The 22,350-nt window shown below is 58.9% G+C and carries 20 protein-coding genes, 1 tRNA gene and 1 pseudogene; 14 read left to right on the forward strand and 8 right to left on the reverse strand.

Annotated features, from left to right (window positions below; all coding sequences use genetic code 11):
- The first annotated feature begins 26 nt into the window (after window positions 1-26).
- From ASE94_RS15815 to ASE94_RS15845, 7 genes are all read left to right on the forward strand, one after another.
- A complete protein-coding gene (locus tag ASE94_RS15815) occupies window positions 27-965 on the forward strand; it encodes a sugar ABC transporter permease (protein ID WP_082461248.1) in 939 nt (312 codons plus the stop codon).
- A 14-nt stretch (window positions 966-979) separates the two neighbouring features.
- Window positions 980-1,897, forward strand: a complete 918-nt coding sequence (locus ASE94_RS15820; protein ID WP_244484122.1) for a carbohydrate ABC transporter permease — start codon at window positions 980-982, stop codon at window positions 1,895-1,897.
- Between the two features lie 5 nt (window positions 1,898-1,902).
- Complete coding sequence (gene ugpC, locus ASE94_RS15825) at window positions 1,903-2,985, forward strand: sn-glycerol-3-phosphate ABC transporter ATP-binding protein UgpC (RefSeq protein WP_061906910.1); 1,083 nt, start codon at window positions 1,903-1,905, stop codon at window positions 2,983-2,985.
- 158 nt (window positions 2,986-3,143) lie between these two features.
- Complete coding sequence (locus ASE94_RS15830; protein ID WP_062631195.1) at window positions 3,144-3,893, forward strand: sugar phosphate isomerase/epimerase; 750 nt, start codon at window positions 3,144-3,146, stop codon at window positions 3,891-3,893.
- A gap of 1 nt (window position 3,894) precedes the next feature.
- Complete coding sequence (locus ASE94_RS15835; RefSeq protein WP_062631196.1) at window positions 3,895-5,037, forward strand: Gfo/Idh/MocA family oxidoreductase; 1,143 nt, start codon at window positions 3,895-3,897, stop codon at window positions 5,035-5,037.
- Between the two features lie 161 nt (window positions 5,038-5,198).
- Window positions 5,199-6,257, forward strand: coding sequence for a sugar phosphate isomerase/epimerase (locus ASE94_RS15840; RefSeq protein WP_062631197.1), 1,059 nt, complete (start codon window positions 5,199-5,201; stop codon window positions 6,255-6,257).
- Between the two features lie 79 nt (window positions 6,258-6,336).
- On the forward strand, window positions 6,337-7,488 hold the full coding sequence (locus ASE94_RS15845) for a Gfo/Idh/MocA family oxidoreductase (protein WP_062631198.1): 1,152 nt from the start codon (window positions 6,337-6,339) through the stop codon (window positions 7,486-7,488).
- A gap of 32 nt (window positions 7,489-7,520) precedes the next feature.
- Here the strand turns inward: ASE94_RS15845 and ASE94_RS15850 are convergent, their stop codons facing one another.
- The 3 genes from ASE94_RS15850 to ASE94_RS15860 form a co-directional block, all read right to left on the reverse strand.
- Entirely contained in the window at window positions 7,521-8,387 is an 867-nt protein-coding gene (locus ASE94_RS15850; RefSeq protein WP_062631199.1) for a TraB/GumN family protein, read from the reverse strand.
- Window positions 8,388-8,509: 122 nt separating this feature from the next.
- Window positions 8,510-8,815, reverse strand: a complete 306-nt coding sequence (locus tag ASE94_RS15855) for an ETC complex I subunit (protein ID WP_062631200.1) — start codon at window positions 8,813-8,815, stop codon at window positions 8,510-8,512.
- A gap of 26 nt (window positions 8,816-8,841) precedes the next feature.
- Window positions 8,842-8,918, reverse strand: a tRNA-Pro gene (locus ASE94_RS15860).
- A gap of 102 nt (window positions 8,919-9,020) precedes the next feature.
- Here ASE94_RS15860 and ASE94_RS15865 point away from each other — a divergent pair.
- Window positions 9,021-9,764, forward strand: a complete 744-nt coding sequence (locus tag ASE94_RS15865) for a phosphatase PAP2 family protein (RefSeq protein ID WP_062631201.1) — start codon at window positions 9,021-9,023, stop codon at window positions 9,762-9,764.
- Here ASE94_RS15865 and metC read toward each other — a convergent pair.
- Window positions 9,746-10,924 carry a cystathionine beta-lyase gene (metC, locus tag ASE94_RS15870; RefSeq protein ID WP_062631202.1) on the reverse strand — a complete coding sequence of 393 codons (1,179 nt, stop codon included), beginning with the start codon at window positions 10,922-10,924 and terminating at the stop codon, window positions 9,746-9,748. The genes ASE94_RS15865 and metC overlap by 19 nt on opposite strands.
- A gap of 226 nt (window positions 10,925-11,150) precedes the next feature.
- Here metC and ASE94_RS15875 point away from each other — a divergent pair, with 226 nt between their 5' ends.
- From ASE94_RS15875 to ASE94_RS15895, 5 genes are all read left to right on the forward strand, one after another.
- A complete protein-coding gene (locus tag ASE94_RS15875; RefSeq protein ID WP_061906901.1) occupies window positions 11,151-12,167 on the forward strand; it encodes an amino acid ABC transporter substrate-binding protein in 1,017 nt (338 codons plus the stop codon).
- Between the two features lie 110 nt (window positions 12,168-12,277).
- A complete protein-coding gene (locus ASE94_RS15880; RefSeq protein WP_062631203.1) occupies window positions 12,278-13,468 on the forward strand; it encodes an amino acid ABC transporter permease in 1,191 nt (396 codons plus the stop codon).
- 9 nt (window positions 13,469-13,477) lie between these two features.
- Window positions 13,478-14,605, forward strand: coding sequence for an amino acid ABC transporter permease (locus tag ASE94_RS15885; protein ID WP_062631204.1), 1,128 nt, complete (start codon window positions 13,478-13,480; stop codon window positions 14,603-14,605).
- A 4-nt stretch (window positions 14,606-14,609) separates the two neighbouring features.
- Window positions 14,610-15,410: an amino acid ABC transporter ATP-binding protein gene (locus tag ASE94_RS15890; RefSeq protein ID WP_061906898.1), complete on the forward strand. Its 801-nt coding sequence runs from the start codon at window positions 14,610-14,612 to the stop codon at window positions 15,408-15,410.
- 108 nt (window positions 15,411-15,518) lie between these two features.
- Window positions 15,519-16,571 (forward strand): amino acid ABC transporter substrate-binding protein, encoded by a 1,053-nt coding sequence (locus tag ASE94_RS15895; RefSeq protein ID WP_062631205.1) that lies wholly within the window; start codon window positions 15,519-15,521, stop codon window positions 16,569-16,571.
- 12 nt (window positions 16,572-16,583) lie between these two features.
- Here ASE94_RS15895 and ASE94_RS15900 read toward each other — a convergent pair whose 3' ends face one another.
- Together ASE94_RS15900 and cls are read right to left on the reverse strand one after the other, a co-directional pair.
- On the reverse strand, window positions 16,584-17,297 hold the full coding sequence (locus ASE94_RS15900; RefSeq protein WP_062631206.1) for an alanyl-tRNA editing protein: 714 nt from the start codon (window positions 17,295-17,297) through the stop codon (window positions 16,584-16,586).
- A gap of 8 nt (window positions 17,298-17,305) precedes the next feature.
- Complete coding sequence (cls, locus tag ASE94_RS15905) at window positions 17,306-18,757, reverse strand: cardiolipin synthase (protein WP_244484067.1); 1,452 nt, start codon at window positions 18,755-18,757, stop codon at window positions 17,306-17,308.
- Between the two features lie 235 nt (window positions 18,758-18,992).
- On the opposite strand from cls, the pseudogene ASE94_RS21525 reads away from it, so the two are divergent.
- Window positions 18,993-19,148: pseudogene (locus ASE94_RS21525) on the forward strand (glyoxalase superfamily protein); the annotation flags it as partial.
- Window positions 19,149-19,730: 582 nt separating this feature from the next.
- On the opposite strand, the gene ASE94_RS15915 reads toward ASE94_RS21525, so the two are convergent.
- Both ASE94_RS15915 and ASE94_RS15920 read right to left on the reverse strand, forming a co-directional pair.
- Window positions 19,731-20,780, reverse strand: coding sequence for a cysteine synthase A (locus ASE94_RS15915; RefSeq protein ID WP_061906894.1), 1,050 nt, complete (start codon window positions 20,778-20,780; stop codon window positions 19,731-19,733).
- Between the two features lie 152 nt (window positions 20,781-20,932).
- Window positions 20,933-22,345, reverse strand: a complete 1,413-nt coding sequence (locus tag ASE94_RS15920) for a deoxyribodipyrimidine photo-lyase (protein WP_062631208.1) — start codon at window positions 22,343-22,345, stop codon at window positions 20,933-20,935.
- Between the last annotated feature and the right edge of the window lie 5 nt (window positions 22,346-22,350).

Consider the following 22,350-nt stretch of genomic DNA (forward strand, 5'->3'; position numbering starts at 1 on the left):
GACCACTGTCGTATGGAGAGACACTGATGGCGGACACTGCCGTACAATCCGCGCCGGTGGCTGGATCATCCAGCCGGCCCAGCGCCTTTAAAAAATTCTTCCTTCACAACCTGTCCGCCAAGGTCGCGGCAATCCCGATGGTCGCGACGGTGCTCGTCGTCTTCATCGGCTGCACCATCTGGACGATCTATTACTCGTTCACGAACTCCAAACTCCTGCCGACGGGCAAGTTTGTCGGCTTCGATCAGTACGAGCGCCTGTTCGCCACCTCGCGCTGGAATGTCTCGGTCATCAATCTCTTGATGTACGGCGCCATGTCGCTGGTGCTGACCCTCGGGCTCGGCTTTCTGCTCGCCGTTTTGATGGACCAGAAGATCCGCTTCGAAAGCGCCTTCCGCACCATCATGCTCTATCCCTTCGCGCTTTCGTTCATCGTCACCGGCCTTGTCTGGCAGTGGATCATGAACCCGACTCTGGGCCTTCAGGGCACGATGCGGAACCTGGGCTGGACCAATTTCACCTTCGACTGGATCGCCAATCCGCGCATGGTGCTCTTCGCGCTGCTCATTGCCGGTCTATGGCAGGGCGTCGGCTTCTGTATGGTGCTCATGCTCGCCGGTCTCCGCGGCGTCGATGAAGAGATCTGGAAAGCCGCGCGCGTCGACGGCATCCCGACCTGGCGCACCTATATCTCGGTGGTTCTGCCCATGATGCGCGGCGTGCTCGTCACCGCCGTGGTGCTCATCGGCTCGGGCATCGTCCGTCTTTATGACCTTGTGGTCGCGCTCACCAATGGCGGCCCGGGCATCTCGTCCGAAGTGCCCGCCAAATACGTCTACAATTACATGTTCTCGGGCGGCAATATCGGCCAGGGCCTCGCTGCCGCGACCATGATGCTCCTCACGGTCATGATCATCATGGTTCCGTGGGCCTATCTCGAATTTGGCGGAAAGGGGCGCAAATGAGCCAGACCGCGACTATGACCGGCTCCGCGCCGGCAACTAGCGGCAACGCGGCCACGGACCCACGCGGTCCGCGCCCCAAGCCGTTCTTCACGCCCAAGAAGATCATGATCTACACGACCCTGATCTTCTTCGCGCTCTACTTCCTCTTTCCGCTCTATGTCATGGTCGTGACCTCGCTCAAGACCATGCCCGAAATCCGCTTCGGCAATATCTTCGCGCTGCCGTCTGCGCCGAGCTTCGATGCCTGGGTCAAGGCCTGGACCAGTGCCTGCACGGGTCTCACCTGTAATGGTCTCTCCCCCGGCTTCTGGAACTCGGTCAAGATCACCATCCCCTCGACCATCGTCTCGATCTTCATCGCCGCGGTAAACGGTTATGCCCTGGTCAATTGGCGCTTCAAGGGTTCGGAAATCTTCTTTGCCGTCCTGATCTTCGGCTCGTTCATCCCCTATCAGGTGATGCTCTATCCGCTGGTGATGCTGACGCGCGGCATGGGGATTTTCGGCTCGCTCCAGGCCGTTATCGTCATCCACACCATCTTCGGCATGCCGATCCTGACGCTCCTGTTCCGCAACTACTTCGCCTCGCTGCCGCAGGAACTGTTCAAGGCAGCGCGTGTCGATGGGGCAGGGTTCTGGCGCATTTTCTTCGAGATCATGCTCCCCATGTCGCTGCCGATTTTCGTCGTCGCGCTCATCCTGCAGATCACCGGTATCTGGAACGACTTCCTCTTCGGCGTCGTCTTTGCCGGTCCGCAAAATTACCCAATGACAGTTCAGCTCAACAACATCGTCAACTCGGCCCAGGGCACGCCCGAATATAACGTCAACATGGCTGCCACCGTGCTGACCGGTCTCGTGCCACTGATCATCTACTTTGTGTCCGGCAAGCTGTTCGTACGCGGCGTCGCCGCCGGCGCCGTGAAGGGATAAAAGAAATGCAGCCAAGCGTTTCCATCAAAGACCTCTCGCTGAATTTCGGCAATGTGAAGGTTCTCGAACGCCTCAATCTCGATATTGCCCAGGGCGAGTTCATCGTCCTCTTGGGCCCCTCGGGTTGCGGCAAGTCCACCCTGCTCAACTGCATCGCGGGTCTCCTCGATGTGTCCGATGGGCAGATCTTCATCAATGGCAAGAACGTCACCTGGGAAGAGCCCAAGGACCGCGGCATCGGCATGGTGTTCCAGTCCTACGCGCTCTATCCGCAGATGACCGTCGAGCGGAACCTCTCCTTCGGCCTCCGCGTCTCCGGCATGGCCAAGGACGAGATTGCCCGCCGCGTCGCGCGCGCTGCAGAAATCCTGCAGATCCAGCCGCTTCTCGGCCGCAAGCCCGCAAACCTGTCGGGCGGCCAGCGCCAGCGCGTCGCCATCGGCCGCGCCCTCGTGCGTGACGTGGACGTGTTCCTCTTCGACGAACCGCTGTCCAACCTCGACGCCAAGCTCCGCAGCGATCTGCGCGTCGAAATCAAGCGCCTCCATGCGCGCTTGAAGAACACCATGATCTACGTGACCCACGACCAGATCGAGGCTCTGACGCTCGCCGATCGCATCGCCATCATGAAAAATGGCGTCATCCAGCAGTTGGCTGATCCGCACACCATCTACAACAAGCCGGTCAATCTCTACGTCGCCGGCTTCATCGGCTCGCCCTCGATGAATTTCATCAACGGCTCGCTCGATGGTGCGACCTTCACCGCTGACGATGGCACCAAGATCCCGGTCGGCGCCTATGATTTCGCTGCCCAGCGTGGCGCTGCCACCAAGGCCGTTCTCGGCGTGCGTCCCGAACACATTCTTCTGGGCGATGCCGCCCAAGGCATGCCGTTCCAGACCCAGGCCGAAATCGAAATCGTCGAGCCCATGGGTTCGGAAACCCTTGCCTGGACGAAGGTCGCCGGCATCCCGGTCACCTTCCGCTGCTCGAGCGATATTCCGCTCCATGCCGGCGATAAGGTCACTGTCGGTTTCGACATCGCCCGCGGTTCGCTCTTCGACGCGCAGTCGGAAAGCCGGCTCTAAGCTTTCGTGGCGCCCTTCGGGGCGCCACTTCGGGTCTGCCCGATCCTCACCTTACTTTTGCGGCACTGCATCTGACGAAGCGGTGCGACAGGCACCCGCTTCGGGGAGTACCCCATCGACATGCGGAGCCGCATCCAACCGAAAAGACGAGGCCGATAATGGACTTCTCCTACCAGCTCTATAGCGCACGCAACGAAGCGTCGCTGGACGAAACCCTCAAGACCCTCGCCGGCCTTGGCTATACCCAGGTCGAAGGTTGGGGCGGCCAGTTTGCCGATCCTGCCGCTCTCGCGCAGAGCCTCAAAAACGCCGGCCTCACCATGCCGACGGCACACATGGGCTATGGCCAGCTCGAAGACACCGATGCTGCGCTCAAGATCGTCGATCAGGTCGGCATCGAGACGGTTTATTGCCCCGCGCCCCCGTCCGAAGCCTATCGGGACGGCACCGGCAATTGGGCCGAATTCGCCGACGGTCTCGCCAAGATTGCCGCCGCCTTCAAGGCTGCCGGCAAGGGCTTTGGCTACCATAACCACCATTGGGAATTCGCCAAGGACGCCAATGGCAAGACCCCGATGGAACTGATCCTCGATGCCTCCCCGGACACCCAGTGGGAAATGGATCTCGCCTGGGTCATCCGCGCCAATGAAGATCCACTGTTCTGGATCGACAAGCTTGGTAGCCGCATCACTGCGGTCCACGTCAAGGACATCGCGCCAGCCGGCGAAAAGACCGACGAAGATGGCTGGGCCGACGTCGGCACCGGCACGCTTGATTGGCCGAACTACATCAACCAGATCAAGGCCAAGACCAAGGCGCGCTACTTCGTTGCCGAGCATGACAAGCCAAGCGATGCCATCCGCTTCGCCCGCAATGCTGCTGCCGCCCTGAAGAGCTACGGAGTCTAAAATGGCAAAGACCTTTGGCGTCGGCATCATGGGTGCCGGCAACATCTCTGCCGCCTATCTGCGCCTTGCGCCGCTCTTTAACGGCCTCGAAGTGCGTGCCGTCGCTGACATTCTCCCGGAAGCCGCCAAGAAGCGCGCCGATGAATTCGGCGTCGCCGCCCAGACGCCCGATGAGCTGCTGAAGAACAGCGAAATCGACGTGATCGTGAACCTTACGATCCCGGCGACCCACTACAAGGTGTCTTCGGACATCATCTCGGCCGGCAAGCACGCCTATTCCGAAAAGCCCTTCGTTCTCAGCGTCGAAGAGGGCCTCGCCCTCAAGAAGGCTGCCGACGAACGCGGTCTCAAGGTTGGTTCGGCCCCCGATACCTTCCTCGGTGGCGCGCATCAGCAGGCCCGCGAGATCATCGACAGTGGCAAGCTCGGCAAGATCATGAGCGGCACCACCCACGTCATGAGCCGTGGCATGGAACATTGGCACCCGAACCCGGACTTCTTCTTCCAGCCCGGCGGCGGCCCGATCCTCGATCTCGGCCCATACTACATCACCGACCTCGTCCATCTGCTCGGCCCCGTGAAGCGCCTCTCCGCCTTCACCAACATGGCCCGCACCGAGCGCGAAGTCACAGCCGAGGGCCCCTATAAGGGCACCTTCGTCAAGGTCGGTACCCCGACCACGATCCACGGCGTGCTCGAGTTCCACAACGGCGCTATCGTCACCATCGGCGCCAGCTGGGACGTGGCGGCTCACGGCCACCACAATATCGAGCTCTACGGCACCGAAGGTTCGATCTTCGTGCCCGATCCGAACTTCTTCGGCGGCGATCTGGTCACGGCCAGCATCGACGGAACGCGGACCCCGGTCGCGCCCTGGGATCACCCTTTCGGCAAGCCGAACCAGGAACTCGACAAGGCCATCCCGCGCGCCAACTATCGCTGTGCCGGCCTTGCCGACATGATGATCTCGCACGAGACCGGCCAGACCGCCCGCTGCGGCCTCGACGTCGCGCTCCATGTGGTTGAAGTGATGACAGGCCTCCTCAAGGCCGGCGAAACCGGCCAGGTCCTCACCCTCCAAACCACCTGCGAACGCCCCCGCGCCCTCGGCATCGAAGAAGCCCGGGCTCTGCTCAAGGCTTGATGTGCGTACCTCATTGACAGGCGCCACATGCCGGTCAAAACTGCAAACTAACATGTCAGGGCGGCGAGCAATCGCCGCCCGCATTTCATGCGGCAACCGCTGCCGCAGCGTCTAACGAGCCCCGTTGATGCACAATAAGGGGCCACAAGAGGAGAGACTTCATGGCCACCACCATCAAGGGCCCGGCAATCTTTCTCGCCCAGTTCGCTGGCGATAAGGCCCCTTTCGATACGCTCGACAATATCTGCAAATGGGCCGCCGACCTCGGCTACAAGGGCGTCCAGATCCCGACCTGGGTCTCAAGCTTCATCGATCTCGAAAAGGCCGCTGAATCCAAGACCTATGCCGACGAGATCAAGGGCACCGTAAACAGCCACGGCCTCGAGATCACCGAACTCTCGACCCACCTCCAGGGCCAGCTCGTCGCCGTTCACCCCGCCTATGACGCAGCCTTCGACGGCTTCGCGCCGGCCTCGGTCCATGGCAACCCGAAGGCCCGTCAGGAATGGGCCGTCAAGACCATGCTCAACGCCGCCAAGGCCTCGAAGAACCTCGGGCTTAACGCGCACGCGACGTTCTCCGGCTCGCTCGCTTGGCCCTATATCTATCCCTGGCCGCAGCGTCCCGCCGGTCTCGTCGAAGAAGCCTTCGACGAACTCGCCCGCCGCTGGACTCCGATCCTCAACGCCTTCGACGATGCCGGCGTTGACGTCTGCTATGAAATCCACCCCGGCGAAGACCTGCACGACGGCATTTCCTACGAGATGTTCCTCGACCGCGTGAAGAACCACCCGCGTGCCAATCTGCTCTATGATCCGAGCCACTTCGTGCTGCAGCAGCTCGATTATCTCGACTACATCGACATCTACAAGGATCGCATCAAGGCCTTCCACGTAAAGGACGCCGAGTTTAACCCGACCGGTCGTCAGGGCGTTTATGGCGGCTTCCAGTCTTGGATCGACCGGGCAGGGCGCTTCCGCTCGATCGGCGATGGCCAGGTCGATTTCCCCGCGATCTTTGCCAAGATGGCCGCCAACGATTTCCAGGGCTGGGCAGTCCTCGAATGGGAATGCGCCATCAAGCACCCCGAAGATGGTGCGCGCGAAGGCGCCGAGCTCATCAAGAGCTACATCATCCGCGTCACCGAACACGCCTTCGATGATTTCGCTTCGGGCGGCACCGATAAGGCTGCAAACCGCAAGATGCTGGGCCTGAGCTAAGCCAAACCACGCGCCGCTAACCTATTCGCGTTAGCGGCGCCTCAATGTTAACCTGTTGCTAACAGAAGAGACACGAAAAATGGCTGAAAACGGCGCAAAACGTATCCGCCTCGGCATGGTCGGCGGCGGCACCGGAGCCTTCATCGGCTACGTCCACCGCATCGCTGCCCGCCTCGATGGCGATTATGATCTGGTCGCCGGCGCACTCTCCTCGCGCCCCGAAGTCGCCAGGGAATCCGGCAAAAACCTCGGCCTTGCCGAAGATCGCATCTACACCTCTTACGAAGAAATGGCCCGCGCCGAAGCCGCCCGCCCGGACGGCATCGAGGCGGTTTCGATCGTCACGCCCAACCACATGCACTTCGGCCCCGCCAAGGCATTCCTTGAAGCCGGCATTCACGTCATTTGCGACAAGCCGATCACGGCCACAATCGAAGATGCCCGTAAGCTCTTGGAAATTAAGCCGAAAAACGGCGCGAAATTCCTGCTGACGCATAACTACACCGGCTATCCTCTGATCCGTCAGGCCCGCGAACTCATCGCATCTGGCGCCCTCGGCAAGATCCGCGTTGTGCAGGCTGAGTACCCGCAGGATTGGTTGACCGAAGCCACGACCGACGACAACAAGCAGGCCTCCTGGCGCACCGACCCCGCCCGCTCCGGCGCTGGCGGCGCCATCGGCGATATCGGCACCCACGCCTATAACCTCGCCCGCTTTGTCACTGGCCTCAAAACCGAAGCTGTTTCAGCGGACTTGACTGCATTTGTCCCCGGTCGTCAGCTTGATGATAATGTGCACATCATGCTGCGCTTTGAGGGAGGGGCAAAAGGCATGCTCTGGGCCAGCCAGGTCGCCGTCGGCTGTGAAAACGGCCTTCAGCTCCGCGTTTATGGTGACAAGGGCGGCATCGAATGGCGCCAGGACAATCCGAACTACATGTGGTTTACCGAATTCGGCAAACCCAAGCAGTTGCTCACGCGCGGCGGTTCCATCTCGCTGCCGCCTGCAGCCTCGATGAATGTCCGCATCCCCTCGGGTCATCCTGAAGGGTATCTGGAAGCCTTCGCCACGCTCTATAGCCAGTTCGCGGCCGTTATCCGTGGCGATGGCGCAGCTTACGAAGATCTCTTGCCCTCGCTCGCCGATGGCGTCGAAGGCATGCAGTTCATCACGGCTTCGGTGAAATCCACCCAGAACGACAGTCGCTGGACCCGTCTCTCCGAGGTCTAAATTCCTCGGGCCGTCCGCTAAACCGGGCGGCCCTATTGCACGCGTTCGCTGCTAAACCCGGCGTTCTCGAGCATGGTGATGACGCTGTCCTCACCCACCATGTGCCCAGCGCCGACCACTAAGAATGCATTTTCGTCACTTGCGAGCATGGACTTAATTTGGACAGTCCAGTTTCGATTTCGCTGAATGATCATTCTGTCCACAAACGCTTCGCTATAGGCTTCAACATCGGGCAGAAAGAGGCTCGCCAGTTGGTCTGCTGATCCCTCGAGCCAGGAGGCAAGCATCTTATCCATCTTCAACCCTAGCGTCGGAATTTCACTAAGTGTTGCCGTTAGCATTTTCAACTGTTCTGCTTCGCTGCCTCCGGCAACAACGTTGATCTGTTGCTCTATAGTTTCTAAAAAACTCCACCGCTCGCGCGGTATTTCGCGCAATAGCGTCATTTCGACACCATTTTCTCGAACGAATCCGGCCTCTTCTGTCGCAGCAGTCCCGAGAGTATTAGCTGCCATCCATGGCCGCATAGCCAACAGCGTCGGTATCGGAAGCCTATACTGTTCGGCCAATGAGCGCAGGTCTGCCATAACCTCAGCGTCAACGCGTTCGCTCAAAAGGCGACCGTCATTTGCAAAGCCATTTGTCATGGCCAAGACAAACGTATTCGGTAGCGCATCTGCGCTGACATCGGTTTCGAAATAGATTCTGTCCGCAGCTTCAAATAAACTGTCGAATTTTTTTGTTCGCCAGTCAGTGCCCGTTGGCAGTGCATGGATGGAACCGAATATCCAAATCGAGCTGTTTTCGTCGCTAATCTTCCACAACGCGGGCGCCGCCGCAACACCAGTAGAAGTTAAAAGAATAGCTGCCAGAGTTACGCTAGGAAGGAGGGGAAACATGCGCCGCTCTTGTTTGTCTGTGACCGCTTAAACAATAGCAGCGCGAAATTATTAGCGCGAGTATAAAACAAAAGCGCCACAATGGATTGCGGCGCTTCATGGAATCTATTGGAGAGCTTGGCTCAGTGCGTCCAGGGCGTTTTCCGGTCCGAGCGGAAATTGTCAGGATAGCTCACGCGCTTCGGCGTTGCGTCATGAGCGGGCTGCACCGAATATTCGATGCCGTTGCGCTGCGCATAGGCTTCAGCTTCTTCGAGCGTCGAGAAGGAAAGCTTGATCTGCTGCTGCATATCGGAGCTGCTAGTATAGCCCATCAGCGGCTCGATCTTGCGCGCCTGGGCGGGCTCGTGCACCAGGATCCACTGCTTCGACTTACCCCTGCCCGACTGCATGGCATTGCGGGAAGGGCGGTAGATACGGGCTGTCATGCAGTATCCTCAACACGATGCGCGAATGGTCGGAGTACAAAGATTCGAACTTTGGACCCCCGGTTCCCAAAACCGGTGCTCTACCAGGCTGAGCTACACTCCGACGTCGCGCCATTCCGTTAGCGCGTTCGCCGACAAAGGGCAAGCGATGGATGCGTTATCCACGCTATTGACGTGGGGAAATCCTCCGAACAAAAAGGCCGCCATGAGTGACCTGAGCAAACGCTGGCCCTTGGGCCTCAATCGCAAGACCTGGCCCGACTATCTGGGCGTCTTCATTCTGATGCTTTTTGTGCTGCTGTTTTTCGACGTTTCGCTCTCGCGCAGCGCTATTGCCTGGGATGGAGAATGGCGCGCGCCGTTCCAGTTCGTCACTCATTTCGGATTGTCCGATTGGGTGCTGATTCCCAGCGGCTTGATTTTCCTTATAAGTTTCATCGGCTACCGCTTGGTGCGCCGCATATCGCCCTGGCGCCTCGCCACGTTCGAGCTCGCGCTGCTTTCCGGCTTCATCTTCGCCGCTGTCGGCGGCACAGGCCTCCTGACGAATCTCCTCAAGCGCCTTTTCGGCCGCGGCCGCCCCGCGGTTTACGATGAATTCGGCGCTTTCGATTTTCAGCACATTTTCAATGACTGGACTTTCCAGAGCTTTCCCTCCGGCCACTCGACGACAGCCATGGCTACCGCCATCGTCGTCGGCTTTCTCGCCCCCCGCTTTTTCCGTCTGGTTCTGATCATTGCCGTGGTGACGGGTGTTTCCCGCGTCGTCGTGGGCGATCATTACCCAACCGACGTCCTCGCCGGCTTTGCGGTCGGCTGCATCGGCACGTATGCGGTCCGCAATTATTTTGCTCAGCGGAAGTGGCTGTTCCGAGCCGCTCCCGATGGGCGCATTCGTTTCCAGGGCGTTCCGGCCCTCAGGCGGCTTGTTCAGCGGGCCTTGGCGTAGCGAGCGAGCGCTGCCGCAAGGTCTGCCTTGAGGTCATCGATGGCCTCAAAGCCAATGTGGACGCGGAAAAGATTGCCCGGATCCGACCATGGCTTTGCCGAGCGTGCCTTGTCGATTTTCGAAGGCAGGCAGAGGCTTTCATAGCCGCCCCATGAATAGCCCATCGAGAAGATTTCGAGATGGTCGACAAAGGCTGCGATCGCAGCTCGCGGCGCCGGCTTCAGAACCATGGCGAAAAGGCTGCCTGCCCCCGTAAAATCCCGCTTCCAAAGCGCGTGATCGGGATGGCTTGGCAGGGCAGGGTGGATCACGGCGCTGACTTCAGGCTGCTCCTCCAGCCAGGCGGCAATCTCGATCGCGCGTTTCTGATGCTCCGCCATACGGATCGCCAGCGTCTTCAAGCCGCGCGACACCAGATAAGCATCATCGCCCGAGGTAAAGAAGCCAAGGAGCGTTCTGACCCGCTCCACATCGGCCCAGGCGGCTTCTGTGGTCGATATAGTGCCGGCGAACGCGTCCGAATGACCGACAAACATCTTCGTCCCGGCATGAATGACGATATCGGCGCCGAGCGCGAGAGGCTGGTGATACAGCGGGCTTGCCCAGCTATTGTCGACGATCAACCGCGCGCCATGCGCGTGCGCCGCTTGCGCGATCGCTGGAATGTCCTGGACCTCAAAGGTCAAAGACCCGGGGCTTTCAGCCAGAACCGCCTTAGTGTTCGGCCCCATCAGCTCTGCAATGCCAGCGCCAATACGCGGATCATAATATCGCGCCGTGATTCCCATATGCTCAAGGAACCCGTCGGCAAATTTTCGGCCTGGCTCGTAGGCACTGTCGGTGATGAGAATTTCATCACCGGTTTTCAAGCAAGCGAGCATCGCGATGGTGATTGCCGCAAGGCCCGATGGCACGAGCTTGGTGCGATAGGCGCCTTCGAGCGCAGTTACCACCGCCTCGACACCCTCGGTCGTGGGATTGCCGGCGCGGCCGTAGAGATAGCGCTGTTGCTGGGCGTCGAGGTCCGCCAGGGTTTTGAAAAGCACCGTCGACCCGCGATAGACCGGCGTGTTGACGAAGCCAAACTGGCTATCTGGGTCGCGCCCGGTATGCGTCACGATCGTTTCGAAAGAACTGTTTGAAGGTCTGCTGTCGCTCATGCGGGCACTGTGCTCAAAATCGGATCAAATTCGTCGTCTGGCTAAATTAGAGACAGAATTGCTGTCCCAAAACAGCTTCTACCCTTGACGTTATCGTCCAGAGAGGCTTGCATGCTTAACAGCATCGTAACCGCGACACAAAGGCGGTGGTGCCGCCGGGGGCGCCCAAGGCAAATTGGGTAAAGAAACTCCGGGACACGAGGGTCAGGAAACAAAGGGCAATAATATGCAAAAGCAGCTCGTAACGCTTGCAGCATCAGCGATGCTGAGTCTCACGGCGGTCTCCGCACAGGCCGCTATTTTGGATGACGTGAAGGCCAAGGGCTATGTCCAGTGCGGCGTAACCGGCGGTGTGCCGGGCTTTTCCGCTCCCGATTCCAACAATGTCTGGACCGGTATCGAAGTCGACTTCTGCCGCGCCATGGCCGCTGCGATCTTCAACGATGCCGATGCTGTCCGCTACACCTCGCTGACCAGCCAGGAACGCTTCACGGCGCTCTCCTCCGGCGAAGTCGACGTGCTGTCGCGCACCACGACCTGGACCATGAGCCGCGATACCCAGCTGGGCATCAGCTTCGTCGGCACCATGTTCTATGACGGCCAGGGCTTCATGGTCCGCAAGGAAGACGGCATCGCATCCGCTCTCGACCTGAGCGGCGCTGCTATCTGCATCGAGTCCGGCACCACCACCGAACTCAACGCTGCCGACTACTTCGCTGCCAACAAGATGGAATTCAACACCGTCGTGTTCGTTGATCAGGACGAAGTGGTGAAGGCCTACGAAGACGGCCGTTGCGACGTCTACACCACGGACTCTTCGGCTCTTGCCGCCGAGCGGTCCAAATTCGCCAATCCGGATGACCACATCATCCTGCCCGAAATCATCTCGAAGGAGCCGCTTGGCCCCGTGGTTCGCTCCGGCGATTCCCAGTGGTTCAATCTCGCTCGCTGGACCTATTTCGCTCTGCTCGAAGCTGAAGAACTTGGCGTAACCTCCGCCAATGTCGACGAAATGCTCGGTTCCGACAATCCGGCGATCAAGCGTCTCCTCGGTGTTGAAGGCGATTTCGGCACGCCGCTCGGCATCACCAAGGATTGGGCCTACCAGATCGTCAAGTTGGTCGGTAACTATGCTGAAACCTATGATCGCAACGTCGGCCCAAGCACCCCGATTGGTCTTGAGCGCGGCCTGAATGCCCTCTGGAAAGACGGCGGCATCCAGTACGCTCCGCCGATCCGCTAATCTGAACTTTTGGTTCCGGCGCCCTTCTGGGGCGCCGGCATCGTTTGTTCTGTCGCTTATGGCGTCTCCATGGACGCCTTGCGGCTTTCTGCGGCCAAGGGACAGCATCCATGACCACTCGCGACTTGGGGCACGACGCTGCCCCCCGCGTCAGCTTTTACAATGACCCGAAGATCAGAGGGTATATCTACCAGTTCATCGTGGCCGCCGTTTTGGTCGGCTTCATTTTCTGGATCGTGAAAAACACGGCCGCCAATCTCGCGGCTCAAAACAAGACGACAGGCTTCGACTTCCTCTGGAAGACAGCCGGTTTCGACATCAGTTTCTCTCTGCTGCCCTGGTCCCGAGCATCCTTCTATTGGGAAGCCTTCCTCGTCGGCATTCTCAATACGCTGCTCGTTGCCTTCATCGGCATCATCCTCGCAACCATGCTCGGCTTTACGCTCGGCATCGCAAGGCTTAGCGGCAACTTCATCATTTCGAGCCTCGCCACGATCTATATCGAGGTGATACGGAACATCCCGCTGCTGCTGCAGCTGTTTTTCTGGTATTTCGCCGTCCTCAAGGCGATGCCCGCGGTGCGCAATTCGATCGCCCTGCCGTTTGATGCCTTCATCAATCAGCGCGGCATCATGGTGCCGCGACCCATCCCGGATGAGCAGTTCGGCTTTACCTGGATCGGTATTGCCCTCGCGATAGCGGCGGTCATCGCCCTCCGCATTTGGGCCAAGCGTCGCCTGGAAGCCACGGGACAGCGCTTCCCGGTTTTTCTCGTCGGGCTGGCTATTCTGATCGTCATCCCGACGATCGTCTTTGTGGTCTCAGGCGCCAGCATCGCGTTCGAACTGCCGGTCCTCGAGCGGTTCAACTTCAAGGGCGGATTGCAAATTCCACCGGAATTCGCCGCGCTACTCCTGGGCCTGACGATCTACACCGCGGCCTTCATTGCCGAAACGGTCCGTGGTGGCATCCAGGCAGTCAACCATGGCCAGACCGAAGCTGCCCAATCGCTAGGGCTCAAGGATAATGATCGGCTGCGGCTCATCGTGATCCCGCAGGCCATGCGGGTTATCGTCCCGCCGCTGACGAGCCAATATCTCAATCTCACCAAGAACTCCTCCTTGGGTGCCGCCATCGGCTACCAGGAGCTGTTCAACGTATTTGGTGGCACCTCCCTCAACCAAACTGGCCGGGCGATCGAATGTATCGCCATGGTTATGCTCGTTTATCTCACGTTCTCCCTCCTCACCTCGGCGCTGATGAATTGGTACAACGCCCGCGTGAAGCTGGTCGAGCGGTAGGAGGATCTGATGACAGATATTGGATTCGTCCGCTCTGACCTTGTAGAGGCCCGCCCGGCTCCGGTGCGCACCACAGGTGCCATCGCCTGGGCGCAAAAAAACCTGTTTTCGACCCCGCTCGATACAGTTCTCACCATTCTCGGCTTGCTTTTCCTCGCCTGGATCGTACCGCCACTCTACGGCTTCTTTTTCGGCAATGCCGTCGGTCCAAAAGGCACCGTCGAGCAATGTCGTATGGAAAACGCCGGCGCATGCTGGGCTTACATCTCCTCCGAGATGGAGTTCTTCATCTACGGCTTCTATGACATCCCCGAGCAATGGCGTCCGAACATCGTCTTTGCTCTGGGCGCGCTGCTTCTCGTGCCGCTCCTGATCCCCAAGGCCCCCTTCAAGAAGACGAACGCGGTGCTTTTCCTCGCGGTCTACCCAATCGTGAGCTACTTCCTCCTCGCAGGCGGTGTCTTTGGGCTGCGGGAAATCCCAACGGAGAAGTGGGGCGGGCTCCTGGTGACGCTGATCCTCTCTGTGATTGGTATCACCCTGTCCTTTCCGCTGGGCGTTATCCTCGCCCTTGGCCGGCAGTCATCGATGCCGATCATTAAGACGGTGTGCGTGGGCTTTATCGAGCTCATCCGCGCTGTTCCGCTGATCACCATCCTGTTCATGGCGTCCATCATGTTGCCGCTCTTCATGCCCCAGGGCATGACGGTCGACAAATTTCTGCGCGCTATCGTGGGTGTGACGCTCTTCACCTCGGCCTATGTTGCCGAAGTGGTCCGCGGCGGTCTGCAGGCCATTCCGCGTGGTCAGTATGAAGCCGCTTCCGCCCTCGGGCTCGGCTACTGGAAACGGATGTGGTTCATCATCCTGCCCCAGGCGCTCAAGCACGTCATTCCTGGCATCGTGAACAACTTCATCGCGCTCTTCAAGGACACGTCCCTCGTCTACATCGTGGGCATGAAGGACCTTCTTGAAGCGGTGAAGACCAAGAACGATACCGCCCTCGAATGGCAATCGGGCAATACCGCGACGACCGGCTACATCTTCGCCGCCATGGTCTTCTGGGTGTTCTGCTTCGGCATGTCTCGCTACTCCATCTACATGGAGCGACGTCTCAACACTGGCTACAAGAGGTAGCTTCATGTCTCAGGTTTCCGAAACGACCGTTGATCGTCAGATCGACACCAGCCACATGCAGGTCTCCAAGACCGACGTCGCCATCGACGTGATCAACATGCACAAGTGGTATGGCGACTTCCACGTTCTGCGTGACATCAACCTGCGGGTTATGAAGGGCGAACGCATCGTCATTGCCGGACCTTCAGGCTCCGGTAAGTCGACTCTTATCCGCTGCATCAACCGGCTCGAAGAGCACCAGGAAGGGCAGATCATCGTCAATGGCACGGAGCTGACGGCCGATCTCAAGCGCATTGACGAAGTGCGCCGCGAAGTGGGCATGGTGTTCCAGCACTTCAATCTTTTCCCGCACTTGACCATCCTGCAGAACCTGACCCTCGCCCCCATCTGGGTGCGCGGGACGCCCAAGGCGGAAGCCGAGGCGACGGCCATGCATTACCTTGAGCGCGTCAAGATTCCCGAGCAAGCCAATAAGTTTCCGGGCCAGCTCTCCGGCGGCCAGCAGCAGCGCGTCGCGATTGCCCGCTCGCTCTGCATGCAGCCCAAGATCATGCTGTTCGACGAACCAACGTCGGCGCTCGATCCGGAAATGGTCAAGGAAGTGCTCGAAGTCATGATCAGCCTGGCCGAAGACGGCATGACCATGATCTGCGTGACCCACGAAATGGGCTTTGCTCGTCAGGTGGCCAATCGCGTCATTTTTATGGATCAGGGACAGATCATAGAGCAGAACGAGCCAGAAGCGTTCTTCTCGAACCCGCAGCATGAGCGCACCAAGCTCTTCCTGAGCCAGATCTTGCACTAGGAACGGCGGCTGCGCGCTTGGCTATCGCGGATCGCAATGTGCTTTCACATGCGATATCCACGGGTCACTCCCTCTCGGTGACTTGACCCGTGGATATGCAATGCCACAATGCCGCAGTTCCAAGAGAAGGTCGGCATGTTCAATCGCTGCATAAAGCCATTGGTGCTCGCGCTGGCCGTTGCCTTTTTGGGCGGCGTCGTTTCCGCGCAAGCCAACACGCTTGAAACCATTCGTGAGCGTGGCTTTCTCGTCTGTGGCTCGAGCAATCCATTAGCCGGCTTTGCCCAGCAGGACGCAGATGGACGATGGTCGGGCTTCGACGTCGATCTCTGCCGCGCGCTGGCTGCGGCGGTCTTCAACAATCCCGATCTCATTGAATTCCGTGCCTTCCGCGGCGAAGCGCGTTTCGCTCCGCTGCAGACTGGCGCAGTCGATGTGCTGATGCGTAATGGCGCCTGGAGCGCGGGCAGGGACCTTCGCTACGGCGCCCGTTACGTCACGCCGAGCTTCTTCGATGGCCAAGGGTTTCTCGTCCCCCAGTCGATGAGCATTGTTTCTGCCTATGAGCTCAACAATGTCACGGTCTGCGTGGTCGACAATGGCAGCGCGGTCCAGGCGCTCGAAGAATTTTTCTTCACCAATCAGACCAGCTACACAGACGTTATCTACGAAGATATCGCCGATCTGATCGTCGCCTATCGCGCCAATATGTGCGACGTCATCTCCGCATCGGGCCGTCAGTTGCAGGCCATCCGCCGCGAACTCACCGATCCATCACAGCATCGCATTCTACCCGAACGAATTTCTAAGGAAGTTCTCGGTCCCGTAGTGCCTGGCGGCGACGATCAATGGTTCGAAATCGTCCGCTGGACCATTTTCGCGTTGATCACGGCCGAAGAAGTCGGCGTAACGCGCTTGAATGTCGACTCCCTCCTCGCGTCACGGTCGGCCGATGTCCGGCGCCTATTGGGTGTCGAAGGCGATTACGGTTCTGCGCTTGGTCTCAAATCCAGTTTCATGAGCGATGCGATCCGCGCAGAAGGCAATTACGCCGAAATATACGACAAGAATTTCGGTCCACAGACGGGCGCCGCGATGCTGCGTGGCCAAAATGCCCTCTGGAGCAACGGCGGCTTGCTCTACGCGCCGCCGATCCGTTAGCGCTCGACCGTCTTAGGCGAAGTGCAGGTGGATCCGCCGGTTCTGCTTGCCCTTCTTTTCGATCTTGCCGATCGTCAGACGTCCAATTTCGCTGGTCCGCGCCACATGCGTCCCGCCACAGGGCTGCAGGTCGATATCCCCGATCTGCACCAACCGCACGCGGCCCTGACCCATGGGTGGCTTCACCTTCATGGTCTTGATTAGATCCGGCCGCGCCAGCATTTCGTCATCAGAAATCCACTCCGATGTCACCGGATAGTCTGCCTCGACCATGGCGTTGACCGCTGCCTCTATTGCCGCGACATCCTCGGGCGATTCCGGCATGTCGAAATCAAGCCGTCCCTTGTCTTCGCCGATCGACCCGCTCGTCACCGGCAGCGGAATGGCCACCGAGAGCAGATGCAGCGCTGTATGCATGCGCATCAACCGATAGCGCCGATCCCAGTCGATTTCGGCCGTCACCACATCACCAACGCTAAGCGTCGGTTGTCCCTCCGCCGGCACATGCACGATCCGGGTTTTGTCGCCCTCAGGATGTATTGCCGTGGCGATGACAATGCGTTTGCCATCACTGGCGATCAGCGCACCACTGTCTCCCGGCTGGCCGCCTGATGTCGCGTAGAATACGGTCTGGTCGAGCAAAATTGCGCCATCCGGCAAGACGTCAATGACCTTCGCCGAAGTGGAGCGCAGATAGGCGTCATCGCGAAAAAGCAGACTGGTCATGGGTCGTCCTAAAGCAGCGGCGAGAGGAGTTTTGCGGCCTGGGTCGCAAAATAGAGTGGCTTTGATCGGCTGGAAACTTCGGCAAGGCTCACCTGCCGGCACAATTTGAAATCCTCAGCCAACATGGCGTCGACCGCTGCCAGAGCCTGCGGATCGGTGAACCAGAGAGTGATCTCGAAATTAATGGCAAAGGACCGGTTATCGAAATTCACGCTGCCGACGGTCGTTATCTCGTTGTCCATCACCACAACCTTCTGGTGCAAAAACCCGTCGGTATAGCGATAGACCGAGATATCGTGCTCCACCATGGCGTCGGCATGCGCAATGCTGGCAAGCCAAACCATGATGTGGTCGGGATTGTCCGGCAGCATGATCCGAACATCGACACCGCGCAACCGAGCTGCAAATAGCGCCGTCCGGATATCGGTATCGGGCACGAAATAGGGGCTGACGATCCACAGCCGCTCCCGCGCGCGCCCGATCAGGTCCACATAAGCGATGGCGCATTCTTCCAATTGGTCAGCCGGGCCGCTCCCCATGACCAACACCGATTGATCGCCGGGGGTGTCGACTTCCTTCGGCGGCGCGGCAGGCAGGCGCTCGCCGGTCGCCCATTCCCAATCTTCGCGGAACAGCAGGGCGCACCCCAGCGCCGCGGGTCCCGAGACCCGCACATGGGTATCGCGCCAACGGCCAAACTTCGGGTCCTCGCCGAGATATTCGACGCCGACATTGTGTCCACCGACCCAGGCATGCTTGCCATCGGCCACGACGATCTTGCGATGATTGCGATAGTTGATCCGCGTCGGACCATAGAAGCGCAGAAACTTGTGCCGTTGGTTGAAGCCGGCAACCTTAACGCCAGCATCGCGCATCTGCGTCCGAAACCGCTTGGGCATGCCGGTGCTGCCGATATCATCATAAAGAAGCCGGACTTCGACGCCCGCTTTCGCCTTGGCGATCAGCCGCTCGGCAAGCTGCTGACCAAGCTTGTCGTCGCGAATGATATAAAATTGCACCAGCAGATAATGCTCGGCGGCATCGATCCCGGCAAAGATGGAATCGAAGGTGGCCTTGCCGTCGATCAGCAGCTCGACATCGTTGCCTCTCAAGAATGGCAGCTCGGAAACTTGCACCTGAACGGGCCATTTGGCGTCCGTTTCCCGGTCGATTAGCGCCAGATCCTTGGCGCGCAGCGGGCGATCGGCGCGGCCATTCTTGATCCTGTCGGTGGCATAGTCGTCAAAAAACTTCCACCCGAAGATCATGTAGAGGAAGGCGGTGGGGAAGGGCAGCAGCGCCAGAGAGAGAAGCCAGGCGATAGAGCCTTGGGATGTGCGGGAATTGAGAATTTCCCGTACAGCGCAGATGAAAGCGAGGAGGTAGATCGCGCCCATGATCGCGGCCAGAATATGCAGGTCCGCGATGAGTGCTTTGAGGATATCGTCGATGCCGAACACGGCTGTCCTTTCCGACAGGAGATAGCGCAATCTATCAGCAGGCGCCCGGGGGACAATCCCAAGTTGACACTGGGAGCCGAAGGGCTACCATCATCCTGGGCTCGTGCAGCCAGCCGCTCGCCCCGCTGAGGGAAGGTGAATGCACGAAGACGCTTTTGGTTTGACCCATTTGTGCGGGCAGACCGTCAGCAATGCGAGCACTGACTATGTAGACGCCCGCCGAGAGGATCAGACCATGCACACGTTCATGGATGCAAAACTCATGGCCAAATTGCTGCGGCAAGCCTTGGCTGAGCGCGAAGTGTATCTAACCCATAGCGACTGTCTTGAGATGGTCGCAAAACAATACAATTTGGCGAATTGGAACATTCTAAGCGCCAAGATCGATTCCATTGCCGAAAGCGAACTCTTCATGCCTGAGGGGTGGATGCGCGCTGGTGGCTCGCCGCGGTTTTATCGCCTTGGTCTAGACCGGAAAACAGGCGCTGCGCTCATCGAAAATCTCCCCGAATATGGTCGGCTGACTGCTGACGACTACGCCACCATGATGCAGAGCGCCAGTGCCAAGCCCTATATCGGGCAACGCATCCGCTTTACGGGTGAACTGCGTACCGAAGACGCCGTCGATGGCGGTACCATTTGGATGCGGATCGATGGCAACAATGCGCGCAATCTACGGTTTGACAATCTACAGATGCGGCCTGACGCCGAAGGCGCAATTCGCGGGACAAGCGATTGGACACTGCGCGATATCGTCTTCGATGTGCCCGAAGAGGCCGCCAGTATACATTTCGGTTTTTTCCTCAGGGGCACCGGAAGGTGTTGGGCGCGTAAATTCTCGCTCGAGGTCGTGGACGACACCGTGCCGATGACCGAAAGGCAGACCAAATTCCTACCCGGTCCGATCAATCTCGATTTTCGTCTGGCGAACTAAATATACCGGGGCCACTGCATGTGGCCCCGCTCGTTCTGCTCATACCGGCTCCGTCACCACCACATCTGAAATGTCGATCGGCGACTGATCGACCAGCCATGGCGGCACTGGCAGGCTTTTCGATGCCAGGAATTCGGGATTGAATATCTTGCTCGCATAACGATTGCCGTAGTCGCAAAGGATTGTGACGATCGTCTTGCCCGGCCCAAGGTCCCGAGCCATGCGCACTGCGCCGGCGATGTTGATGGCGCTGGAGCCGCCGAGGCAAAGCCCCTCGTGCTGCATCAAGTCGAAAATATAGGGCAGGGCCTCTGCATCCGAAATCTGATACGGATGGTCGATCTTGAGCCCTTCGAGATTGGCAGTAATGCGCCCCTGACCGATGCCTTCGGTGATGGAATTGCCGGCCGACTTTAGTTCGCCATGGGCATAATATTCGTAAAGCGCCGCCCCCTCGGGATCAGCGAGACCAATTTTCACGTCCGCACTACGGGACCGCAGCGCCTCGGCAACGCCAGCGAGCGTGCCGCCCGACCCGACGGCGCAGATAAAGCCATCAATTCGGCCATTGGTCTGCTGCCAGATTTCGGGCCCCGTCGTTTCGATATGCGCCCGCTTGTTGGACACATTGTCGAACTGATTGGCCCAGACCGCGCCTTCCGGCAATTCGCGATTGAGCTTTTCGGCAAGGCGCCCGGAAATCTTGATGTAGTTGTTGGGGTCTTTGTAGGGTTTGGCCGGCACTTCGATGAGCTGAGCGCCATAGAGCCGAAGTGCGTCCTTCTTTTCCTGGCTCTGCGTCTCGGGAATGACGATGACCGACTTGAAGCCCAGCGAATTGGCGACCAGCGTCAAGCCGATGCCCGTATTGCCTGCAGTGCCTTCAACGATCGTGCCACCCGGCTTCAAGGCGCCTGATTTCACGAGATCATGGATGATGAAGAGAGCCGCACGATCCTTGACCGATTGGCCCGGGTTCAAGAACTCCGCCTTGCCCCAGATATCGCATCCCGTCAGCGCCGATACCCGGTTGAGACGGATGAGGGGCGTGTTGCCGATGGCAGAGATGAGATCGTCGTGCTTGGCCATGATCTTGCGAAAGTCCTCTTGCTATGGCTCCGATGGTAGAAGCCCAAAATTGCTCCAACAAGCCATAAACATCAGAAGTAGCAGGACTTTTCGATGTCCTGCCATCTGACGAACGTCATGGCTTGCGCTCACGCGCAAAGAGGTTTGTTTTTCTAGAGGTTCTTTTGCGCCTCAAGAGCCCGCTCGCGCGATTCCTTGAGGTCAACGATTGCCCGGGGGTAGGTGGTTCCCAATTCAACGCCTGCCGCCTTTAAAACGTCCTTGGGTGCGCCGCTCGGATTGTGGATCCATTTGTCTGGCATCGCCTTGATCTCGGGCACCCATTCGCGGACATACTTTCCGTCAGCATCGAACCGTTCGCCCTGCGTCGCCGGATTGAAAATACGAAAATACGGCGCCGCATCGAGCCCACTACCAGCGACCCATTGCCAGCTCGCCGGGTTGTTCGCCATGTCGCTGTCGACGAGGCAATCCCAAAACCAGCGCTCGCCATCGCGCCAGTCGATCAGCAGGTTTTTCGAAAGCAGCGACGCGACCAACATACGGACGCGATTGTGCATATAGCCAGTCTGCCATAGCTCACGCATGCCCGCATCGACGATGGGAATCCCCGTCATCCCCTTTTCCCAGGCGTGCAGGGCCTTGGCATCATTGCGCCATTCCATCCGGCTATATTTCGGCTGCATCGGCGCAGACGAAATATCTGGACGGTGAAAAAGCTGGTGATAGCTGAAATCGCGCCAGGCAAGTTCGGAGAGAAATTTGTCTGTCGGCGCACGAAGCTCGTGATGCGACTGCGTTCGGGCGAGAGCGGTATGCCAAACCTGGCGCGGACTGATCTCGCCAAAGCGAAGATGCGGCGAGAGGCGAGAGGTTACATCGCGCGCCGGAAAATTGCGGCCCTCTGGATAGTCCTCGAGGTTCTGATCGAGAAAATGGTCGAGCGCATCATGCGCCGCCTTTTCACCAGTCGCCCACACCCCATCGAATTTCTTCGACCATTTTGGCGCCTTATACTCGCGATCAACATTCCCATCCTTGATCGCGTCGCCCAACCTGCGGGGCTTTTGCAGCGGTTTCTCTATGTGCTTGTCGCGGAGTGTTTTCCAGAACGGCGAAAACACCGAATAGGGTTTGCCTTGCCCTGTCTCGATCATCCACGGCTCGATGAGCACATTGCCGGGATGCGAGGTGACCGACAGCTCGTCTTTGCGGAGATTTTCCTTGATCTCTTTGTCGATCGCTACTTCGGCAGGCGCATAGCGCCGGTTCCAGTGGACGTTGCCGACGCTCTGATTCTTGATAACGTCAGCCAGCACATCGCCCGCCTTGCCGCTCTCCACCATGAGCGAAATACCGAGCTCTGCCAAATCCTTGGCGAGAACCGTGAGGCTATGATGCAGCCACCAGCGTGCCGCGCCACCCGGCGCTCTGATGCCTTTGTCGGTTTCGTGGATATAGAGAGCGATGACTGCATCGCTCTCCTTGCACGCTGCGGCAAGTGCCGGATTGTCGCTGATGCGGAGATCGTTGCGCAGCCAGACCAGTCCAGTCGATCGATCCAAAATGC

The sequence above is a fragment of the Devosia sp. Leaf64 genome (assembly GCF_001421945.1).
Classification (GTDB): domain Bacteria; phylum Pseudomonadota; class Alphaproteobacteria; order Rhizobiales; family Devosiaceae; genus Devosia.